We start from the raw sequence: 14,806 nt of genomic DNA, 5'->3' as shown, positions 1-14,806 counted from the left end.
TTATGGCTGATGGAACATGCAGGCAGGAAAAAGGATACAAAACAAGCATCCTGATGGCGTCAGGGAATTTCTGTCTGTTTCTTGTGTATATTATTGTGGGAACAATGGGGAACAGTATTGCCGTCGTCTCGGAAGGAATAGATAATCTGATCGATGCATGCAATTCTCTGCTCATGCTGCTGGGATTTAAGATTTCCGGCAGGGGGAAAGATTCAATGCACCCCAATGGACATGGACGGATTGAGTATATTACAGGACTTCTTATCTCTGAGATGGTCCTGCTGGCTGCATTTGCCCTGGGGAAAGAATCTGTAGGGAGGCTGCTTCATCCAGAGCCGGTTGGAGCGCTGTTCCCGATCCTGCTGACGGCAGCAGCCGGGGCTGGTGTGAAGATGGCGATGGCGAAGTGTATAGAGAAGGAAAATAAAGAGATGAAATCCCCTGCGATGGAAGCGTATCAGAAAAATGTGCTGGCGGATATAAAGGGGATCATTCTGGTTGCAGTGACTCCTGTCCTTCACCAGCTTACCTCGCTGCCTGTTGACGGGATTGCAGGTCTGCTGCTTGCAGGTATGATAGCTGTGGATGGGATCAAGTCATTTATGAAAAATGTCAGTCTGCTTTTAGGGGAAGGCTTGAGCCAGGAGGAGACAGAGCGGATTGCACAGATCCTTCGTCCCTACGGCAGTGCGGTCCAGATGGAGCTGTTTGAATTTCACGATTATGGGCCAGAGGAGAGGGGCGGGATCATGGTTCTGTCTGTCCATCCGGGAATGCTCCATCATGGGATACAAAGTATTATGGACGACTGCAAACAACAGATCGAGGCGCAGCTGAATATCCACGTTTCTGTGTACATTCATATGAACAGAGAAAACACACCGGACAGGGCATATGCGTCGCCGCGCTTTGACACAGTCAGACAGTATTTGAAGTTATGGACCTCTGCCATGGACCGGAGTAAGAGGCGAGGAAATCCTGAATGGTAAACGGAGTTAAGCCTCTGGACGAACTCTGATCCAGGGGTGAAATTGAGAGAGAAAAATGGAGATGGAGATTCTATGTTTCAAAAACCTGATTATATAAAGGTACTAAAGATAGCCGCTGGGGCTGGCATGGCTATGGCTCTGGCGGAGGGGCTGGGGCTGAACTATGCGGCTTCAGCCGGGGTCATCACCCTGCTAAGCATCCAGGATACGAAGAAGGAGACGATCCGTGTGATGGTGCGCCGCCTGTTTTCCTTTGGGCTGGCTCTTGCCTTCTCCTTTGCCTGTTTTTCTGTGTTTGGATACGGCGCGCTGGCTCTGGGGGTTTTTCTGCTGTTTTTCTCCGGTGTGAGTTTGGTGCTCCATATCCCGGAAGGGATTTCCGTGAATACGGTGCTGATGACCCACTTTATGGCGGAGCAGTCCATGTCGTTTCCGGATATTGTCAATGAACTGGCCCTGCTGACCGTCGGCGCGGGGCTTGGGGTACTCTTGAATCTCTATATTCCTGGAAAAGCAGAACAGATCCGTGTAAAGCAGAGGGAGATCGAAAGCCGCATCCGGGGGATCCTGGAGAGTATGGCGGATATGCTGTCGTTTCTGCCACGGGAGTGTGGTGCACAGGGGCCATGCAGCTCACTTGAGCGGTCAGAGAAGCTTGGAAACAGCTTGAAGGAGCTGGAATCAAAGCTGAAAGAAGGCGAGAAAAACGCCTACGAGGAGATGGAAAACAAACTGCTCACGGAGACAAAATATTATCTGCGGTATATGAATATGCGGTGGAACCAGTCTGCGGCGCTGGGACGGATCGCAGAAAATATCGGTCATCTGCGGATGCTGCCGGTCCAGTCAGAACAGATTGCAGAGTTTATCCGGCAGATCAGCGCGAGCTTTCATGAGTACAACAATGCCTTAAGCCTGTTAGCAGAGCTGGACCGGGTAAAGGAAGACATGAGGACGCAGCCCCTTCCGGATACCCGTGAGGAGTTCGAGAGCCGCGCGGTATTGTACCGGATCCTGCTGGAACTGGAGCAGTTTTTGGAGATCAAAAAGAAGTTTGTGGAAGAACTGACGGAGGATGAGATTGGGAAGTTCTGGGGAACTCAAGAAGGAGATTAACTTGATTCAGCGGTGTAGATAGATTATAATCATATGGACAAGATGTGTATGAACAGAATGACCCCGCGTTTTAGCGGTATCTTCGTAAAAAGGAGGAATACATCATGAAATTGGCAGAAGCGCTCAGCCTGAGGGCTGACCTGCAAAAAAGACTGGCACAGCTTAGGGTCCGCCTGGTGAATAATGCGAAAGTCCAGGAAGGGGAACTGCCGTCGGAAGCTCCGGAGGATCTGCTGGCGGAGCTGGACGAAGGCATTTTGCTTCTTGAAAAACTGATCCGGAATATCAACAGGACAAACTGCGGTACCGTCGTGGATGGGGTTTCCCTGACGGATATGATAGCAAAACGTGATGCGCTGGCGCTGAAGAATTCGATCCTTCAGGATTTTGTGAAGTGCGCAAGTGAAAAGTTTGAGCGCTATTCCAGCAGTGAGATCCGTATCAAAAGCACGGTCAATGTCAGCCAGATGCAGAAAGAGACAGACCGGATCTCCAAAGAAATGCGGGAACTGGACGTGAAGATACAGGGCCTGAACTGGACTACGGAATTGATCGAGGACTGACAAAAGTACATCTGATAAGCGGCTGGAAACAGAGCAAAGAAAAGCTGACATTTTGGCAGCCTTGCAGGGCGAGCAAGATCTCTGGTGATTGAGAATGAATCACTACCTCCTTGGGCAGAGCGGAACATGATGCACGATTGATTGAAATGTTCAGTATTGTCAGACGGGTAAAGATAAGGTGTATTGTTAATACCATATTGCTGACTGTGAGGCGGGTGGGACAGGGGATATCAGATTGTAGAAATGTCAGAAAATCGAAAGAAATTTTCCATATTTATCCGCCGGATCTATGCTATAATGAGATTATGAAAAACAGGTATGTCAGAAGACAGATAAAGGAGGATACGTTATGAGACATATGAAGTTTGGCAGGCGGCTGGCTATGCTGGCGGCAGTCGCATTGTTGTCCGTGGCGGGTACGGTGACTGCATGGGCGGCGACCAGGCTGGCTACAGTCCAGGACACTTATTGGGATGACGATGATATCACGATGGCAAGATGGGAAGAGGTGGAGGATGCGTACCAGTACGAGGTCTATCTTTACCGCAATGAGAGCCGTGTAGATACCTTTAAGACAAAGAAGAATTATTTTAATATGGAACGGAAGATGACTGCGGAGGGAGAGTACACCTTCAAGGTCCGCGCCCTCGCCAAGAATAAGTCCAAGGAGTTCCGTGACGGTTACTGGTCGGACGAATCCGACGGGATCTATATCGACGCATCCTTTGCAGAGCTGATGAAGAACGGCGGCGTGATCGATACCCAGAACTCCGGCCCGGGAGCCACCGGCACCCCCGGACAGCCGGTGAAGGATACCAGCGTGGTATATAAAGCCGAGTGGCTTTACAGTGATCAGGCCCAGGCGTGGTGGTACCGCAATTCAGACGGGACGTTCCCGGCCAACACCTGGTGGCAGGACCCGGCGACCACAAGATGGTATTTCTTCAATGAGCAGGGTTATATGATGACCGGATGGATCGACTGGAACGGGCAGCGCTACTATTGCCTGCCGGCAGCCGATACGGCGGCCGGACTTCCTGCGGGTTCCATGGTGACCGGAGAACGGAACATAGACGGTGTAGTTTACCGCTTCGATGGCAACGGAGTTTTACAGACCTCATAAACAAGGACAAAGTGCAAGCATAAATCAGCCCTCCCCTCATATATTTTATTAAGAGGGGAGGGCTGATTTTGGATAAACGGGAAGAACTCATCAAGATTTTTTCCAAAGATATCAGAAAGATTCTGCAGCAGACAACTGTGGACTTTGAACAGGTGCAGGAAATCCGTCTCAGGATCCACGCGCCGCTTCTTATGATCTTCAATAATCATGAATTCTACATTACTCCAGAAGGAAATTTAAGTAAACGTGCAGATGAGGCTTATCTGGTGTCCAGACAGGCGCTCAAGGAAACTCTGGAATATATGAGCAGTTACTCCCTGTATGCATTTGAAGAGGAGATCAAGCAGGGGTTCATAACCATACAGGGGGGACACAGGATCGGTATCGCCGGGAAGACCATCACAGATGAGCATGGGATCCGGAGCATGAAGTTCATATCCTTTATTAACGTGCGCCTTTCCCATCAGGTGAAGGGCTGTGCCAGTATGGTGCTGCCGTACCTTTATGAGAGCGGGGATATTCTGCATACGCTGATCATTTCTCCGCCGCGCTGTGGGAAGACCACGCTTCTTCGCGATATCATCCGTCAGATCTCCAACGGGACAGGAACGGAACCGGGGATGACGGTGGGAGTGATCGATGAGCGGTCTGAGATCGGGGCCTGTTACCAGGGCGTTCCTCAAAATGAATTGGGAATCCGCACGGATATCCTGGACTGCTGTCCCAAGGTCCAGGGGATGATGATGCTGATCCGCACCATGTCCCCCAGGGTCATTGCGGTGGATGAGATCGGGAGCAGGGAGGACTTAGAGGCCATTGAGTATGTGATGAACTGTGGCTGCAAACTGATCGCTACGGTCCATGGCAGTTCTATTGAGGATATCAAGCAGAAGCCGGTGCTGCGCAAAATGGTGATGGAGCGGTGGTTTGAGCGGTATATTATCTTAAATAACCGGGGCAGGATTGGAAATGTAGACCAGATTTATGATTCCAGGGGTACCAAGCTGTACCCGATCGGGGTGGAGTGCCTATGACAATACAGATGTGGATGAAGATAGCCGGGGCATTGATGGTGATAGCCGGTGCCTCCGGGTTTGGCTTCTGGCTGGCGGGGCAGTACGGGCAGAGGCTGCGGGAGCTGGAGCAGCTCAGACAAATGATATTTTTGCTTAAGGGACAGATCCTGTATGCCAATGCCCCTCTTTCGGAGGCGTTTGAAACCGTGGGCAGCAGGACGGAAGGCGCGCTTTCGGATTTGTTTATCCGGGTTGCAGAGAGGATCGACGGACAGCAGGGAGAATCTTTTTCGCAGATCTGGCAGGAGGAGGTGTCCCAGCCGGGAAAGCCGGGGGGAGGACTGGCCATGTCAAAGGCGGACAGGCAGACGCTTAAATCTCTTGGAGAACATCTGGGATTTTTGGACCGGGATATGCAGGAGCGGAATCTGCTCCTTTATCTGGAACAGCTGGACATGCGCATCCAGCAGATGCGGGAACACAAACAGGAACGGTGCAGACTGTACACCAGTCTGGGCATTATGGGCGGGCTGTTTTTGACAATCCTGCTGGTATAGGGGCAGACGAAGAGGAGAATGAAATGGGAGTGAATCTGATATTTAAAATCGCCGCGGTAGGCATCCTGGTTTCGGTGATCTGCCAGGTGCTCAAACACAGCGGAAGGGAGGAACAGGCATTTTTGACCAGCCTGGCGGGACTGATCCTGGTGTTGTTCTGGATGGTGCCTTACATATATGAATTGTTTGAAACCATTAAAAATCTGTTTGCATTGTAGGTGATGGCATGACGGTTATTACGATTGGGATCGTGGGAATTACAGCGGTGCTGCTGGCCGTGGAGATGAAGAACATGAAGGGAGAATACGGGATCTACCTGGTGATGGCGGCTGGATGCTTTATTTTTTTCTACGGGGTATCCAAGATGGAGACGATCTTCGACGCCATGAGGAGGATCCAGGAGTTTATAAAGATTAACCAGGTATATTTGAGCACCCTGATCAAAATGACTGGAATCACATATATCGCTGAGTTTTCCTCCGGAATCTGCAAGGACGCGGGATATGGAGCGATCGGAAACCAGATTGAGATATTCGGGAAGTTGTCAATCCTGGCGGTCAGCATGCCGATCGTGCTGGCGCTGATGGAGACGCTGCAGGGATTTCTGGTATGAAGGGGCGGGACAATGGAAAAGGGGGCGGAAGATTAGCTGTCTTATTGTGTTTTTTGTCCGTCTGTGTATTCTGTTTTATACCGCGGATCATTTCTTACGGTGAGGAGCTGGACATGTTTGAGTCTGTGGAGGCGGCCCTTGGTGGGGAACAGATGGAAAACTGGGGAGATATTGACCGTTTTCTGCAGGAGGAAACAGGCGGGAGCGGGCAGGGGATATCTTTTACGGAGCTGGTGAAAAAGCTGATGGCGGGAGAAGGCAAAGAGGCCGGGCGGATGCTTTTGGACGCGGCAAAACAGGCGCTGTTTAAAGAAGTCTCAAATGGGGGACATATGGCCGGACAGCTTCTGGCGCTGGGGATGATCGGAGCTGTGTTTGCCAGCTTTTCTGAGATATTTTCCGGGAACCAGATTTCCGAAACCGGGTTTTTTATGACCTATTTAATGGCGTTTACGGTGCTTGCCGCTTCTTTCTTCGAGAGTACCCAGATTGCCATGGAGGTACTGGAGCGTCAGGTCATGTTTATGAAGGTGCTGCTGCCGTCCTATTTTCTGGCGGTGGCATGGGCTGGGGCCAGCGCATCCTCGGCGGCATGGTACGAGGTGGTGCTGTTTTTGATCGCGGCGGTGCAGTGGCTTTACTTAAATCTGCTGATGCCTCTCGTCCGGGTGTATATCCTGTTTGTGATGGCGGGGCACATGGCAAAGGAGGACATGCTGTCGAAAATGACCGAGCTTTTAAAGACCGGGATCCAGTGGGGGACCCGTTCCCTGATCGGGCTGGTGCTGGGGTTCCAGCTGATCCAGGGAATGGTGCTGCCCTATGCGGACGCGGTGAAGTCAGTCGGGGTACAGAAGCTTTTACAGGTGATCCCGGGAGTCGGCGCCGGGGCCGGCGCAGTCACAAAGCTGATCCTTGGTTCCGGTGTGCTGATCAAGAATACCATGGGTGCGGCTGCTGTGCTGATCCTGGTGCTGTTAAGCCTGATCCCAGTGCTGAAGCTGGTGGTCCTGCTGGTGATGTACCGGACTGTTGCGGCGGTATTGGAGCCGGTTGCAGACAAACGGCTGGTGGGCTGTATCAGCGGCGTTGCAGACGGACAGAAGCTGCTTTTAGGGCTGGTCACGTCGGGGCTTCTGTTATTCATCATCACGATCGCGCTGATCTGCACAGGCACGAATGTTTCCTATCTGGCATGAGAGAGGGGCGGGATATCGGATGGATGGAATCTATGGATGGATACGGAACCTGACCGGTTTTTTTCTGTTTATGTCGGTGATCGACAACCTGCTCCCCAACAAGAAATACGGCAAATACGTCCGGCTTTTTTCCGGGATGATCCTGATCCTTTTGGTCTTGCAGCCGCTGACCGGAAGCCTGAGGCTGGAGGATAAGATCGCACATTACTATGAATCTTTTGTGTTCCGATACCAGGCGGAGGACTTACAGAGTGAGATCCTGGGCATCGAGAAGCAGCGCCTGACCCAGATGATCGACCAGTATGAGCACGCCGTAGAACAGGACGTGGGACAGATGGCGGAGGATATGGGATTTTCTGTCCTGGAATGCAGCGTCACCATAGACGGGGAGGAAGGGACGGAGCGGTTTGGCACCGTGACGGGCATAAGCCTGCGGCTTACAAAGGATGAGCCTGGACAGGAGGAAAGTGGAACAGGTACGGTGCAGCCAATCACCCCGGTGGAGCCGGTAACAATCGGAAAAACGGAAGATTCGCGCCAGGAGCCTCAAGAGCCTGCGCCAGACTGGCAGGAGGAAGCTGTGGATGTCTACAGCCGGGGACGGGAGCAGATGGATATTGAGGTAGGTAAGCTCAGGCGGAAGATAGCATCTTATTATAGTCTGGAGGAAGTATATGTGGAAATTCAAATCGTGGAAGGGTAAGGATAAATGGCTGTTTCTGCTGACCATCGGAGTTATTTTATGCATTCTGGCGATCCCTACAGGCAGCGGGAGCGGCATCTTCGGCGGCGGGGATAGCCCTGGAAGCGCAAAAAAGACCGGAGCGGAAACGGAGGCAGACGGAGCCGGTTCGGATGCAGATGTGGGAGCGGAAGCAAAGGTCACGGATAAGGCCATCCCTTCCGCTGCAAAACCGGCCTCCGACTATGAGCAGCAGCTGGAGCAGCGGGTAAAGGATATCCTGAAAAATGTGGATGGCGTGGGAGAGGTGGAGGTGATGATCGTCTTAAGATCCTCCGCGGAAAAAGTGATCCATGTGGACGGCAGCAGCAGCCGGTCCATCACAGATGAGACGGACAGCAGCGGGGGCGCGCGCAAGATTGAGAGTGAGGAGCAGGAGACGAGCACCGTGCTGACTACGGTGGGCGGCAACAACGGCCCGATCGTAGAGAAGGAGCTGTACCCTGAGATATCAGGAATCGTGATCAGCGCGTCCGGAGGAGGAAGCCCAAGAGTGCAGGAGGAAATTTCTTCTGCCATGCAGGCGCTGTTCGGACTGCCGGCTCATAAGATAAAGGTGCTGAAGCGGGTGGAATAAAGACCACCCGCTTTGACGTTGTGCTAATCATGCTGTCTGTAAATTATGAAAGTTCCAAATCCGCCGAAAAAACAATAACGGCATTTCCGGATATTTGAACGCTGACAGGTTTTTTATCAACGACGGACACATGGACTGTCATAGTCCCGGTCCGGCCGATGGCTTCCCCCTGGACCGCTTCAAAAGAGAATTGTCCGTGATGAACGTCCGCTATGCCGAAATGAACAAGATACGCGCCCAACGGACCGTTGGCATTGCCGGTTACGGGATCTTCTGCAATCCCGATGACGGGAGCAAACATACGGCCGTGGACGAGAGGGGTATTTCCCTCATCCAGGATGAAGACGTAATAACCATTGCATCCAATGATTTCACTGATACGGGACAGTCCGGCAAAGTCGGGCTGTAAGCTGTGGAGCTGTTTCAGATTTTTTATGCCAACCATTACTTTTGAATGACCGGTTGAAGCGATCACCATCGGGCAATCTGTGCGGAGATCTTCTTTTTTTAAACCCAGTGCATGGACGATCATACTCTGATATTCCGGGGAAAGCGGTGAACCGATCTGCACATCCCCCTGCGTCATAGTGATCAGATAATCGTTGCCTTTTCGGCAAATATCAACGGGAAGGATTCCCGCTTTCGTTTTCTGCAAAATCCGGCAGTCAGCAGGCAGATGATTTTCCATAGCATAGGTATAGTGCGCTGCTATGGTGGCATGTCCGCAGATGGGCACTTCGCGGACAGGTGTAAAAAAGCGCACCTGGATATCGGAGTCTCCTCCGGACTTTCTAAATATAAAAGCTGTTTCTGAATTGTTCAATTCTCTGGCGATCTGCTGCATTTGCAGATCAGACAGACCGTCTGCGTTGGTTATGACTCCTGCAGGGTTTCCGGTAAAGCATTTTTTTGTAAACGCGTCTGTTTGATACAGGTGATAAATTTTGCCCATGGCGGGGATCTCCTTGTGTGATCATAGTCTTAATGCTATTATAAATGAAAAAGTCTGTGGCGCAAGAATGCACTTTTTGGTGAGTTGCTTACCAAAACGTAAGGGAGGATGTAGATGGGGGATATTTATTTTCAGAACAGAGAAGCTTATAAAAAAGAATTTGATTGTTCTCTCGGCTTTGCCATGGCAGTGATCGGAAGCAAATGGAGGGCGGTTATCCTGTGGCATATAATGAAAGCTTCACCGATCCGTTATGGAGAGCTGAAATCCCGGATCAAAGGAATCAGCCATAAGGTCTTTACGGAGGAGCTGAGACAGCTGGAGGAAGATGGACTGATCAAACGGACAGCATTTGCGACCGTGCCGCCAAAGGTCGAATATACTGTCACAGAATTAGGAGAGACTTTGGAGCCTGCATTGACTGAGTTGTGCAATTGGGGGAGAAGGTATATGCAGTAGAAAATTGCGGGCTGATCCAGATATATAAGGCGTCAAGAAACACTGATTGGCGAAAACAGGCTGATTTTGGCGAAAACAGGACTTGACAGCCCTTTCCTGGAAAAATTGGCTGCTTTTTTAGAAAAATTGGTATACTAGGGGGCTTGACAAGGCGGATCATAGATTTTTGATAAGTAAAATAGGCCGGGACAGGCATAAAACCAGGATATCGTCATAAGATAAAAGTACTAAAGCGGGTGGAATAAAGGAGTGTCAGGTATGAAGGAAAGGAAACCGGGAAAGCATCTGAAAGATGTGAATATGAAAAAACTGTTCAGGAGGAATCAGATCATCATTACGACCCTTGCGATCATGATCGCGGCGGCGGGATATCTGAACTATGCAGGCAAGAAGGAGCTGGAGGCAAGTGCGGACAACACGGTGTATCAGGCAGGCTCCATGGAGATTTCAGATGAAGACCTTTTAGCGGAAAACCAGGCGGCCAGCTATGATGTTATGGGTGAGATTGAAGAAGCCCAGCCCCAGGCAACCGGGGAGAATCTTCAGGCAGAGGCTGTGGGCAATCCGCAGGCAGAAGCCGCCGGCGCAGCCGATGCGGGAGCGGGCCAGGGCACCCAGCTGGCGGAGATTGAGAGCTGGGATGAGGGTGAGGAGGCCGGAATGGATAATCCGGGTGAAGCGGTCCTTACCAGCGGGCTTACGGTATCTGACTACATAGCAAACGTGCAGCTCAACCGCGAGCAGATCCGTGCCAAGAATAAGGAGACCTTAAACAGTATCATCAACAACACAGCGATCGAGGAGGCTGCCAAGCAGGAAGCCATCCAGAATATGATCGCCATGACTGCCATTGCGGAAAAAGAGAATGCCGCAGAGACTCTTCTGCAGGCCAAAGGCTTTGCTGATCCGGTGGTCAGTTTGACCGACGGGAAGGTGGATGTGGTGATCAACGCTGCCACCATTACGGACCAGCAGCGCGCCCAGATCGAGGATATCGTAAAGCGCAAGACCGAAGTCCCGGCTGACGGTATCGTGATCACTCTGCTGAACCTGGAGGAATAAAATAGCCCTTTGCAAAAGCCACCTGATTTGTTATAATAGAACCAGTAACGAATCAGAAGCACACAGGAGGTATGACCGTGGCAGAACTGGAAGGAAGAAATACCCACAAGGTATATGAAAAAGATACAATCGGAGAAGTCCGTATCGCGGACGAAGTGGTGGCGATCATCGCGGGCCTGGCGGCAACGGAGGTGGACGGCGTGGATTCCATGGCCGGCAACATTACCAATGAACTGGTAGGCAAGCTGGGCATGAAGAATCTGTCCAAGGGTGTGAAGGTGGATGTGACGGAGGAGCACGTTTCCGTGGATCTGTCCCTGAACATCAAGTATGGCTACAACATCCCGGACGTGAGTGAGAAGGTTCAGGAGAAGGTGAAGTCCGCCATCGAGAACATGACCGGACTGACGGTCCTGGATGTGAATATCAAGATCGCCGGAGTGAACATGGCAGAAGAAAAGTAGAGATAAAAGAAAAGCTTTGTTAAACCGCTGTCTTATGGACGGCGGTTTTTTTCGGATATGCCCGGTAACCCTGATTCATGACGGGCTGACCGTATATCCGGCCACTAAAGAATCGTTAAGCTATGATTTAAGAACTTGCAATTGCTGGAAAATGTGCTATAATGCTTCCTTGTGCAAAGACACAGATCTAAAATAACGTATGTTAATAATTGCATTTAGGAGGCAGTATTTTGAAAAAGCTGATTGTTTTTCTGGGAAGTATCGCGGCGTTATTTGCGGTGACGCCCATCACATGCCTGGCAGCAGAAGGCGGGGAAGCGGCGGCAGGAGCCGTGTCCATGGCATTCTGCATCCCGTTTGCAGGACTTCTTTTATGTATCGCAGTGCTTCCACTGGTGAAGCCGGTATGGTGGGAGGAGCATCAGCCGCTGGCTGTGGCCTTCTGGTCTCTTCTTTTTATCTTGCCGTTTGCGTTTTCCTTTGGTGCAGGGGAAGCCTTTGAGACGGTGCTGGAATGCATCATCGATGATTATCTGACCTTTATCATCCTGCTGTTCGGGTTGTTCTGTGTGGCGGGCAATATCACCATGGAGGGCGACCTGGCGGGATCACCCCGCGTCAATGTGGGGCTTCTGCTGATCGGAACCCTGCTGTCAAGCTGGATCGGGACGACCGGAGCCAGTATGCTGATGGTGCGTCCGGTGATCAAGATGAACTCCTGGAGGAAACGGAAATGCCATATCATGGTATTCTTTATCTTCCTGATCTCCAACATCGGCGGCTGTTTAACTCCCATCGGAGATCCGCCGCTGCTCATGGGATTCATGAGGGGCGTGCCGTTTTTCTGGAGCCTGCACCTTCTGCCGGTGCTGCTGTTCAACGTAGTGGTGCTGCTGTTTGTTTTTTACTGGCTGGACCGGCGCGCATACCGGAAGGATATCGCGGAGGGCTTAAAGCCGGATATCAGCAAGCCGGGAACGGAGCTTAAGATAAGCGGGCTGCATAACCTGGTATTCCTTGTGATGATCGTGGCTGCGGTGATCTTAAGCGGGACTCTGCCGGGACTGGCGGCGTTCCAGGATGCGGAGGGAGCGGTCCGCGGGATTCCGGTATTTCAGGAGATCCGGCTGACGTATCCGGAGCTGATCGAGATCGCTCTCATCCTGTCAGCTGCATTTCTTTCCTTTAAGACCACCAACCCGGAGATCCGCAGGAAGAACCACTTTACCTGGGGTGCGATCAAAGAGGTTGCGGTGCTGTTTATTGGGATATTTATCACCATGCAGCCGGCGCTGATGATCCTGAAGGCGAAGGGGGCGGAGCTGGGGATCACGGAGCCTTATCAGATGTTCTGGGTGACCGGCGCATTGTCCAGCTTCCTTGACAATACCCCGACCTATCTGGTATTTTTGACTACGGCCGGATCGCTGGGCTTTACAAGCGGGATGGCCACTACCCTGGGGACGGTTCCCGTCGCCATGCTGGAAGCGATCTCCTGCGGCGCGGTATTTATGGGAGCCAACACCTACATAGGCAACGCGCCGAACTTTATGGTCAAGTCCATTTCGGATGAGAACGGTATCCGGATGCCGTCGTTTTTCGGTTATCTGTTGTGGTCGCTGGCATTTTTGGTACCGGTATTCGTACTGGATATGCTGATATTCTTTTTGTAAGGAGGGGAACGGAAGATGGAATATACTCAGGAAATGCTCCGGGAACTGGCGGAGCGCATCTATGATCTGGATGCGGAGGTTTATGCCCAGCTCGGATCCTCTTTGGGACGCGTGTTTAACCAGGACCGGGAGGGCTGTGTGGAGGATATGGTGGAGCTGATGACCACCAGGGGACAGGGACATAAGCTCCGCAGTGAGCTGGCCCTGATCAGTAATATGGCAAGGACCATCCCGGATAAAGAGATCCGCAAAATGGTCATGACAGAGTACAACAATATCCTGCAGCAGGTGATCGCCCTGCCAACCAGCTTTGGCGACGGCGATGTGCTGGACCAGGATATGGCAAGCTTAAATGCCTTAAACCTGCGCGACCGTTTTGCAAAAGGGGACCATCTGATCATCTGCATCGGCCGGACCTATGGCTGCGGCGGCAATGAGATCGGGTTCACATTGGCGGATGCGCTGAAAATCAATTATTATGACGCGGAAATTTTCTCCGAGGTGTTAAAACGGCTGGATGCGGAGAAGGATGTGGTGGTTGACCGGGCAGGTTATACTTACGGACCGGAGCAGAAGAATCTGGAGCGGGCCTTTGAGGCGGCAAAAAAGATGACGCTCAAAGAACATATACGCCAGTTTTCCCGCTACCATGGCCTGTCCAAACGGGACGCGGTATTTTTCAACCAGAGCGATCTGATCTGCGATATGGCAAAGAAGGAAGATTTCATCGTGATGGGACGCTGCGCGGATGTGATCCTGACCAATAACCGCATCCCCCATATCAGCATCTTTATCACCGCGCCTTTCGAACAGAGGCTGAGGCGGACCATGGAGGTCCACAAGCTGAATGAGAAGCAGGCGAGACGGCTTTTGAAGAAGCTGGATATGCAGCACCTTCACTATTACAAGTACTATACCGGGCGCAAGTGGGGCAATTCGGTCAATTATGACCTGTGCTTAAACAGCGCCGCGTACGGGATTGAGGGCTCGGTGGATTTTATACGGAGAGTGATCGCCCAGAGCGAAGAACGATAATGATTTAAACGCGAATAAAAGCTTAATAAAAAAGGCAGATATCTGATATGGACGATACAGGACCGTCCGGCGGATATCTGCCTTTTTAATGTGTGCCAGGTGTGCCAGTTACAGGCGGCTGACGGTTTTCTACCAGCGGAACACCACGATCCCTGCGATCGCGATCAGGGCGCCGATGACCTTTTTCCACTCAAACGGAGCTTTGTCTACGCCGAACAGACCGAACAGCTCGATCCCGTATGCGACGATGATCTGGGTGATGACGATCAGCAGGGTGGCCTTGGCAGGCCCCAGACCGTCCATGCTCCTGATGACGGTATAGGTGATGAATGCCCCGATCACACCTCCTGCCAGCATGTACCAGGGCCGGACCTCCAGGATGGCTCCCACAGGGCTTTTATCGGCAAAAAAGTAAAGGATGATGCAGGTTAAAAAGGCGGTGAGCTGGACCCAGCCTGCGGACACCCAGATGCCGGTCTGTTTGGTTACTTCTGTGTTTAAGACGCCCTGGATGCTCATCAGGGCGCCGGAAATCAGCGCGATCAGAAATCCCCACATAATCAAAATCCTCCTGCTTGAAAATTTGTTCTCTCTCCCCTAGTATTTTCGGATTTTGGAAAAATATCCGTCGTCTTGTCTTTTTCTCCAAACCTGTGCTATACTGGT

Annotated in this window: 18 protein-coding genes; 16 read left to right on the top strand and 2 right to left on the bottom strand. The window is 51.6% G+C overall.

Going from position 1 to position 14,806, the window contains the following annotated elements; all coding sequences use genetic code 11:
- Positions 1 to 2: 2 nt before the first annotated feature.
- The 11 genes from AB1I67_RS18965 (at position 3) to AB1I67_RS18915 (ending at position 8,495) form a co-directional block, all read left to right on the top strand.
- Entirely contained in the window at positions 3 to 989 is a 987-nt protein-coding gene (locus tag AB1I67_RS18965; RefSeq protein ID WP_367031666.1) for a cation diffusion facilitator family transporter, read from the top strand.
- A 72-nt stretch (positions 990 to 1,061) separates the two neighbouring features.
- On the top strand, positions 1,062 to 2,105 hold the full coding sequence (locus tag AB1I67_RS18960; RefSeq protein WP_367031664.1) for an aromatic acid exporter family protein: 1,044 nt from the start codon (positions 1,062 to 1,064) through the stop codon (positions 2,103 to 2,105).
- 104 nt (positions 2,106 to 2,209) lie between these two features.
- A complete protein-coding gene (locus AB1I67_RS18955; protein ID WP_367031663.1) occupies positions 2,210 to 2,668 on the top strand; it encodes a DIP1984 family protein in 459 nt (152 codons plus the stop codon).
- A 349-nt stretch (positions 2,669 to 3,017) separates the two neighbouring features.
- Positions 3,018 to 3,791 carry a hypothetical protein gene (locus AB1I67_RS18950; protein ID WP_367031662.1) on the top strand — a complete coding sequence of 258 codons (774 nt, stop codon included), beginning with the start codon at positions 3,018 to 3,020 and terminating at the stop codon, positions 3,789 to 3,791.
- A 68-nt stretch (positions 3,792 to 3,859) separates the two neighbouring features.
- Positions 3,860 to 4,825 carry a stage III sporulation protein AA gene (gene spoIIIAA, locus AB1I67_RS18945; protein ID WP_367031660.1) on the top strand — a complete coding sequence of 322 codons (966 nt, stop codon included), beginning with the start codon at positions 3,860 to 3,862 and terminating at the stop codon, positions 4,823 to 4,825.
- Positions 4,822 to 5,364 carry a stage III sporulation protein AB gene (locus AB1I67_RS18940; protein ID WP_367031659.1) on the top strand — a complete coding sequence of 181 codons (543 nt, stop codon included), beginning with the start codon at positions 4,822 to 4,824 and terminating at the stop codon, positions 5,362 to 5,364. The genes spoIIIAA and AB1I67_RS18940 overlap by 4 nt, the downstream gene beginning before the upstream one ends.
- Positions 5,365 to 5,387: 23 nt before the next feature.
- A complete protein-coding gene (gene spoIIIAC, locus AB1I67_RS18935) occupies positions 5,388 to 5,582 on the top strand; it encodes a stage III sporulation protein AC (protein ID WP_103228610.1) in 195 nt (64 codons plus the stop codon).
- An 8-nt stretch (positions 5,583 to 5,590) separates the two neighbouring features.
- Positions 5,591 to 5,977: a stage III sporulation protein AD gene (gene spoIIIAD, locus AB1I67_RS18930; RefSeq protein ID WP_367031657.1), complete on the top strand. Its 387-nt coding sequence runs from the start codon at positions 5,591 to 5,593 to the stop codon at positions 5,975 to 5,977.
- Between the two features lie 113 nt (positions 5,978 to 6,090).
- Positions 6,091 to 7,176, top strand: a complete 1,086-nt coding sequence (locus AB1I67_RS18925; RefSeq protein WP_367031655.1) for a stage III sporulation protein AE — start codon at positions 6,091 to 6,093, stop codon at positions 7,174 to 7,176.
- A gap of 19 nt (positions 7,177 to 7,195) precedes the next feature.
- Positions 7,196 to 7,879 carry a stage III sporulation protein AF gene (locus tag AB1I67_RS18920; RefSeq protein ID WP_367031653.1) on the top strand — a complete coding sequence of 228 codons (684 nt, stop codon included), beginning with the start codon at positions 7,196 to 7,198 and terminating at the stop codon, positions 7,877 to 7,879.
- Positions 7,851 to 8,495: a stage III sporulation protein AG gene (locus tag AB1I67_RS18915; protein WP_367031652.1), complete on the top strand. Its 645-nt coding sequence runs from the start codon at positions 7,851 to 7,853 to the stop codon at positions 8,493 to 8,495. Before AB1I67_RS18920 ends, AB1I67_RS18915 begins: the two co-directional genes overlap by 29 nt.
- 43 nt (positions 8,496 to 8,538) lie before the next feature.
- Here the strand turns inward: AB1I67_RS18915 and AB1I67_RS18910 are convergent, their stop codons facing one another.
- A complete protein-coding gene (locus AB1I67_RS18910; protein ID WP_367031651.1) occupies positions 8,539 to 9,447 on the bottom strand; it encodes a PhzF family isomerase in 909 nt (302 codons plus the stop codon).
- A gap of 114 nt (positions 9,448 to 9,561) precedes the next feature.
- Between AB1I67_RS18910 and AB1I67_RS18905 the strand changes: the two genes are divergently transcribed.
- The 5 genes from AB1I67_RS18905 (at position 9,562) to AB1I67_RS18885 (ending at position 14,140) form a co-directional block, all read left to right on the top strand.
- Positions 9,562 to 9,906, top strand: a complete 345-nt coding sequence (locus tag AB1I67_RS18905; protein WP_367031649.1) for a helix-turn-helix domain-containing protein — start codon at positions 9,562 to 9,564, stop codon at positions 9,904 to 9,906.
- A 258-nt stretch (positions 9,907 to 10,164) separates the two neighbouring features.
- Positions 10,165 to 10,968, top strand: coding sequence for a SpoIIIAH-like family protein (locus tag AB1I67_RS18900; RefSeq protein WP_367031647.1), 804 nt, complete (start codon positions 10,165 to 10,167; stop codon positions 10,966 to 10,968).
- A gap of 77 nt (positions 10,969 to 11,045) precedes the next feature.
- Complete coding sequence (locus AB1I67_RS18895) at positions 11,046 to 11,432, top strand: Asp23/Gls24 family envelope stress response protein (RefSeq protein WP_367031646.1); 387 nt, start codon at positions 11,046 to 11,048, stop codon at positions 11,430 to 11,432.
- 230 nt (positions 11,433 to 11,662) lie between these two features.
- A complete protein-coding gene (locus AB1I67_RS18890) occupies positions 11,663 to 13,105 on the top strand; it encodes a sodium:proton antiporter (protein WP_367031645.1) in 1,443 nt (480 codons plus the stop codon).
- A gap of 15 nt (positions 13,106 to 13,120) precedes the next feature.
- A complete protein-coding gene (locus AB1I67_RS18885) occupies positions 13,121 to 14,140 on the top strand; it encodes a cytidylate kinase-like family protein (protein ID WP_367031644.1) in 1,020 nt (339 codons plus the stop codon).
- Positions 14,141 to 14,269: 129 nt separating this feature from the next.
- Here the strand turns inward: AB1I67_RS18885 and AB1I67_RS18880 are convergent, their stop codons facing one another.
- Positions 14,270 to 14,698, bottom strand: coding sequence for a DMT family transporter (locus AB1I67_RS18880; protein WP_367031643.1), 429 nt, complete (start codon positions 14,696 to 14,698; stop codon positions 14,270 to 14,272).
- Positions 14,699 to 14,806 lie beyond the last annotated feature (108 nt).

This window comes from Clostridium sp. AN503 (assembly GCF_040719375.1).
Classification (GTDB): domain Bacteria; phylum Bacillota; class Clostridia; order Lachnospirales; family Lachnospiraceae; genus Brotaphodocola.
This window is presented reverse-complemented; position numbering and strand designations above follow the sequence as displayed.

Bases quoted from the DNA above. Each gene is read 5' to 3' on its own strand.
- AB1I67_RS18925 (WP_367031655.1), top strand. From the start codon at position 6,091: ATGTTTGAGTCTGTGGAGGCGGCCCTTGGTGGGGAACAGATGGAAAAC.
- spoIIIAD (WP_367031657.1), top strand. From the start codon at position 5,591: ATGACGGTTATTACGATTGGGATCGTGGGAATTACAGCGGTGCTGCTG.
- AB1I67_RS18965 (WP_367031666.1), top strand. From the start codon at position 3: ATGGCTGATGGAACATGCAGGCAGGAAAAAGGATACAAAACAAGCATC.
- AB1I67_RS18940 (WP_367031659.1), top strand. From the start codon at position 4,822: ATGACAATACAGATGTGGATGAAGATAGCCGGGGCATTGATGGTGATA.
- AB1I67_RS18885 (WP_367031644.1), top strand. From the start codon at position 13,121: ATGGAATATACTCAGGAAATGCTCCGGGAACTGGCGGAGCGCATCTAT.
- AB1I67_RS18900 (WP_367031647.1), top strand. From the start codon at position 10,165: ATGAAGGAAAGGAAACCGGGAAAGCATCTGAAAGATGTGAATATGAAA.
- AB1I67_RS18910 (WP_367031651.1), bottom strand. From the start codon at position 9,447: ATGGGCAAAATTTATCACCTGTATCAAACAGACGCGTTTACAAAAAAA.
- AB1I67_RS18880 (WP_367031643.1), bottom strand. From the start codon at position 14,698: ATGTGGGGATTTCTGATCGCGCTGATTTCCGGCGCCCTGATGAGCATC.
- AB1I67_RS18915 (WP_367031652.1), top strand. From the start codon at position 7,851: ATGTGGAAATTCAAATCGTGGAAGGGTAAGGATAAATGGCTGTTTCTG.
- AB1I67_RS18955 (WP_367031663.1), top strand. From the start codon at position 2,210: ATGAAATTGGCAGAAGCGCTCAGCCTGAGGGCTGACCTGCAAAAAAGA.
- AB1I67_RS18905 (WP_367031649.1), top strand. From the start codon at position 9,562: ATGGGGGATATTTATTTTCAGAACAGAGAAGCTTATAAAAAAGAATTT.
- AB1I67_RS18960 (WP_367031664.1), top strand. From the start codon at position 1,062: ATGTTTCAAAAACCTGATTATATAAAGGTACTAAAGATAGCCGCTGGG.
- AB1I67_RS18950 (WP_367031662.1), top strand. From the start codon at position 3,018: ATGAGACATATGAAGTTTGGCAGGCGGCTGGCTATGCTGGCGGCAGTC.
- AB1I67_RS18920 (WP_367031653.1), top strand. From the start codon at position 7,196: ATGGATGGAATCTATGGATGGATACGGAACCTGACCGGTTTTTTTCTG.
- spoIIIAC (WP_103228610.1), top strand. From the start codon at position 5,388: ATGGGAGTGAATCTGATATTTAAAATCGCCGCGGTAGGCATCCTGGTT.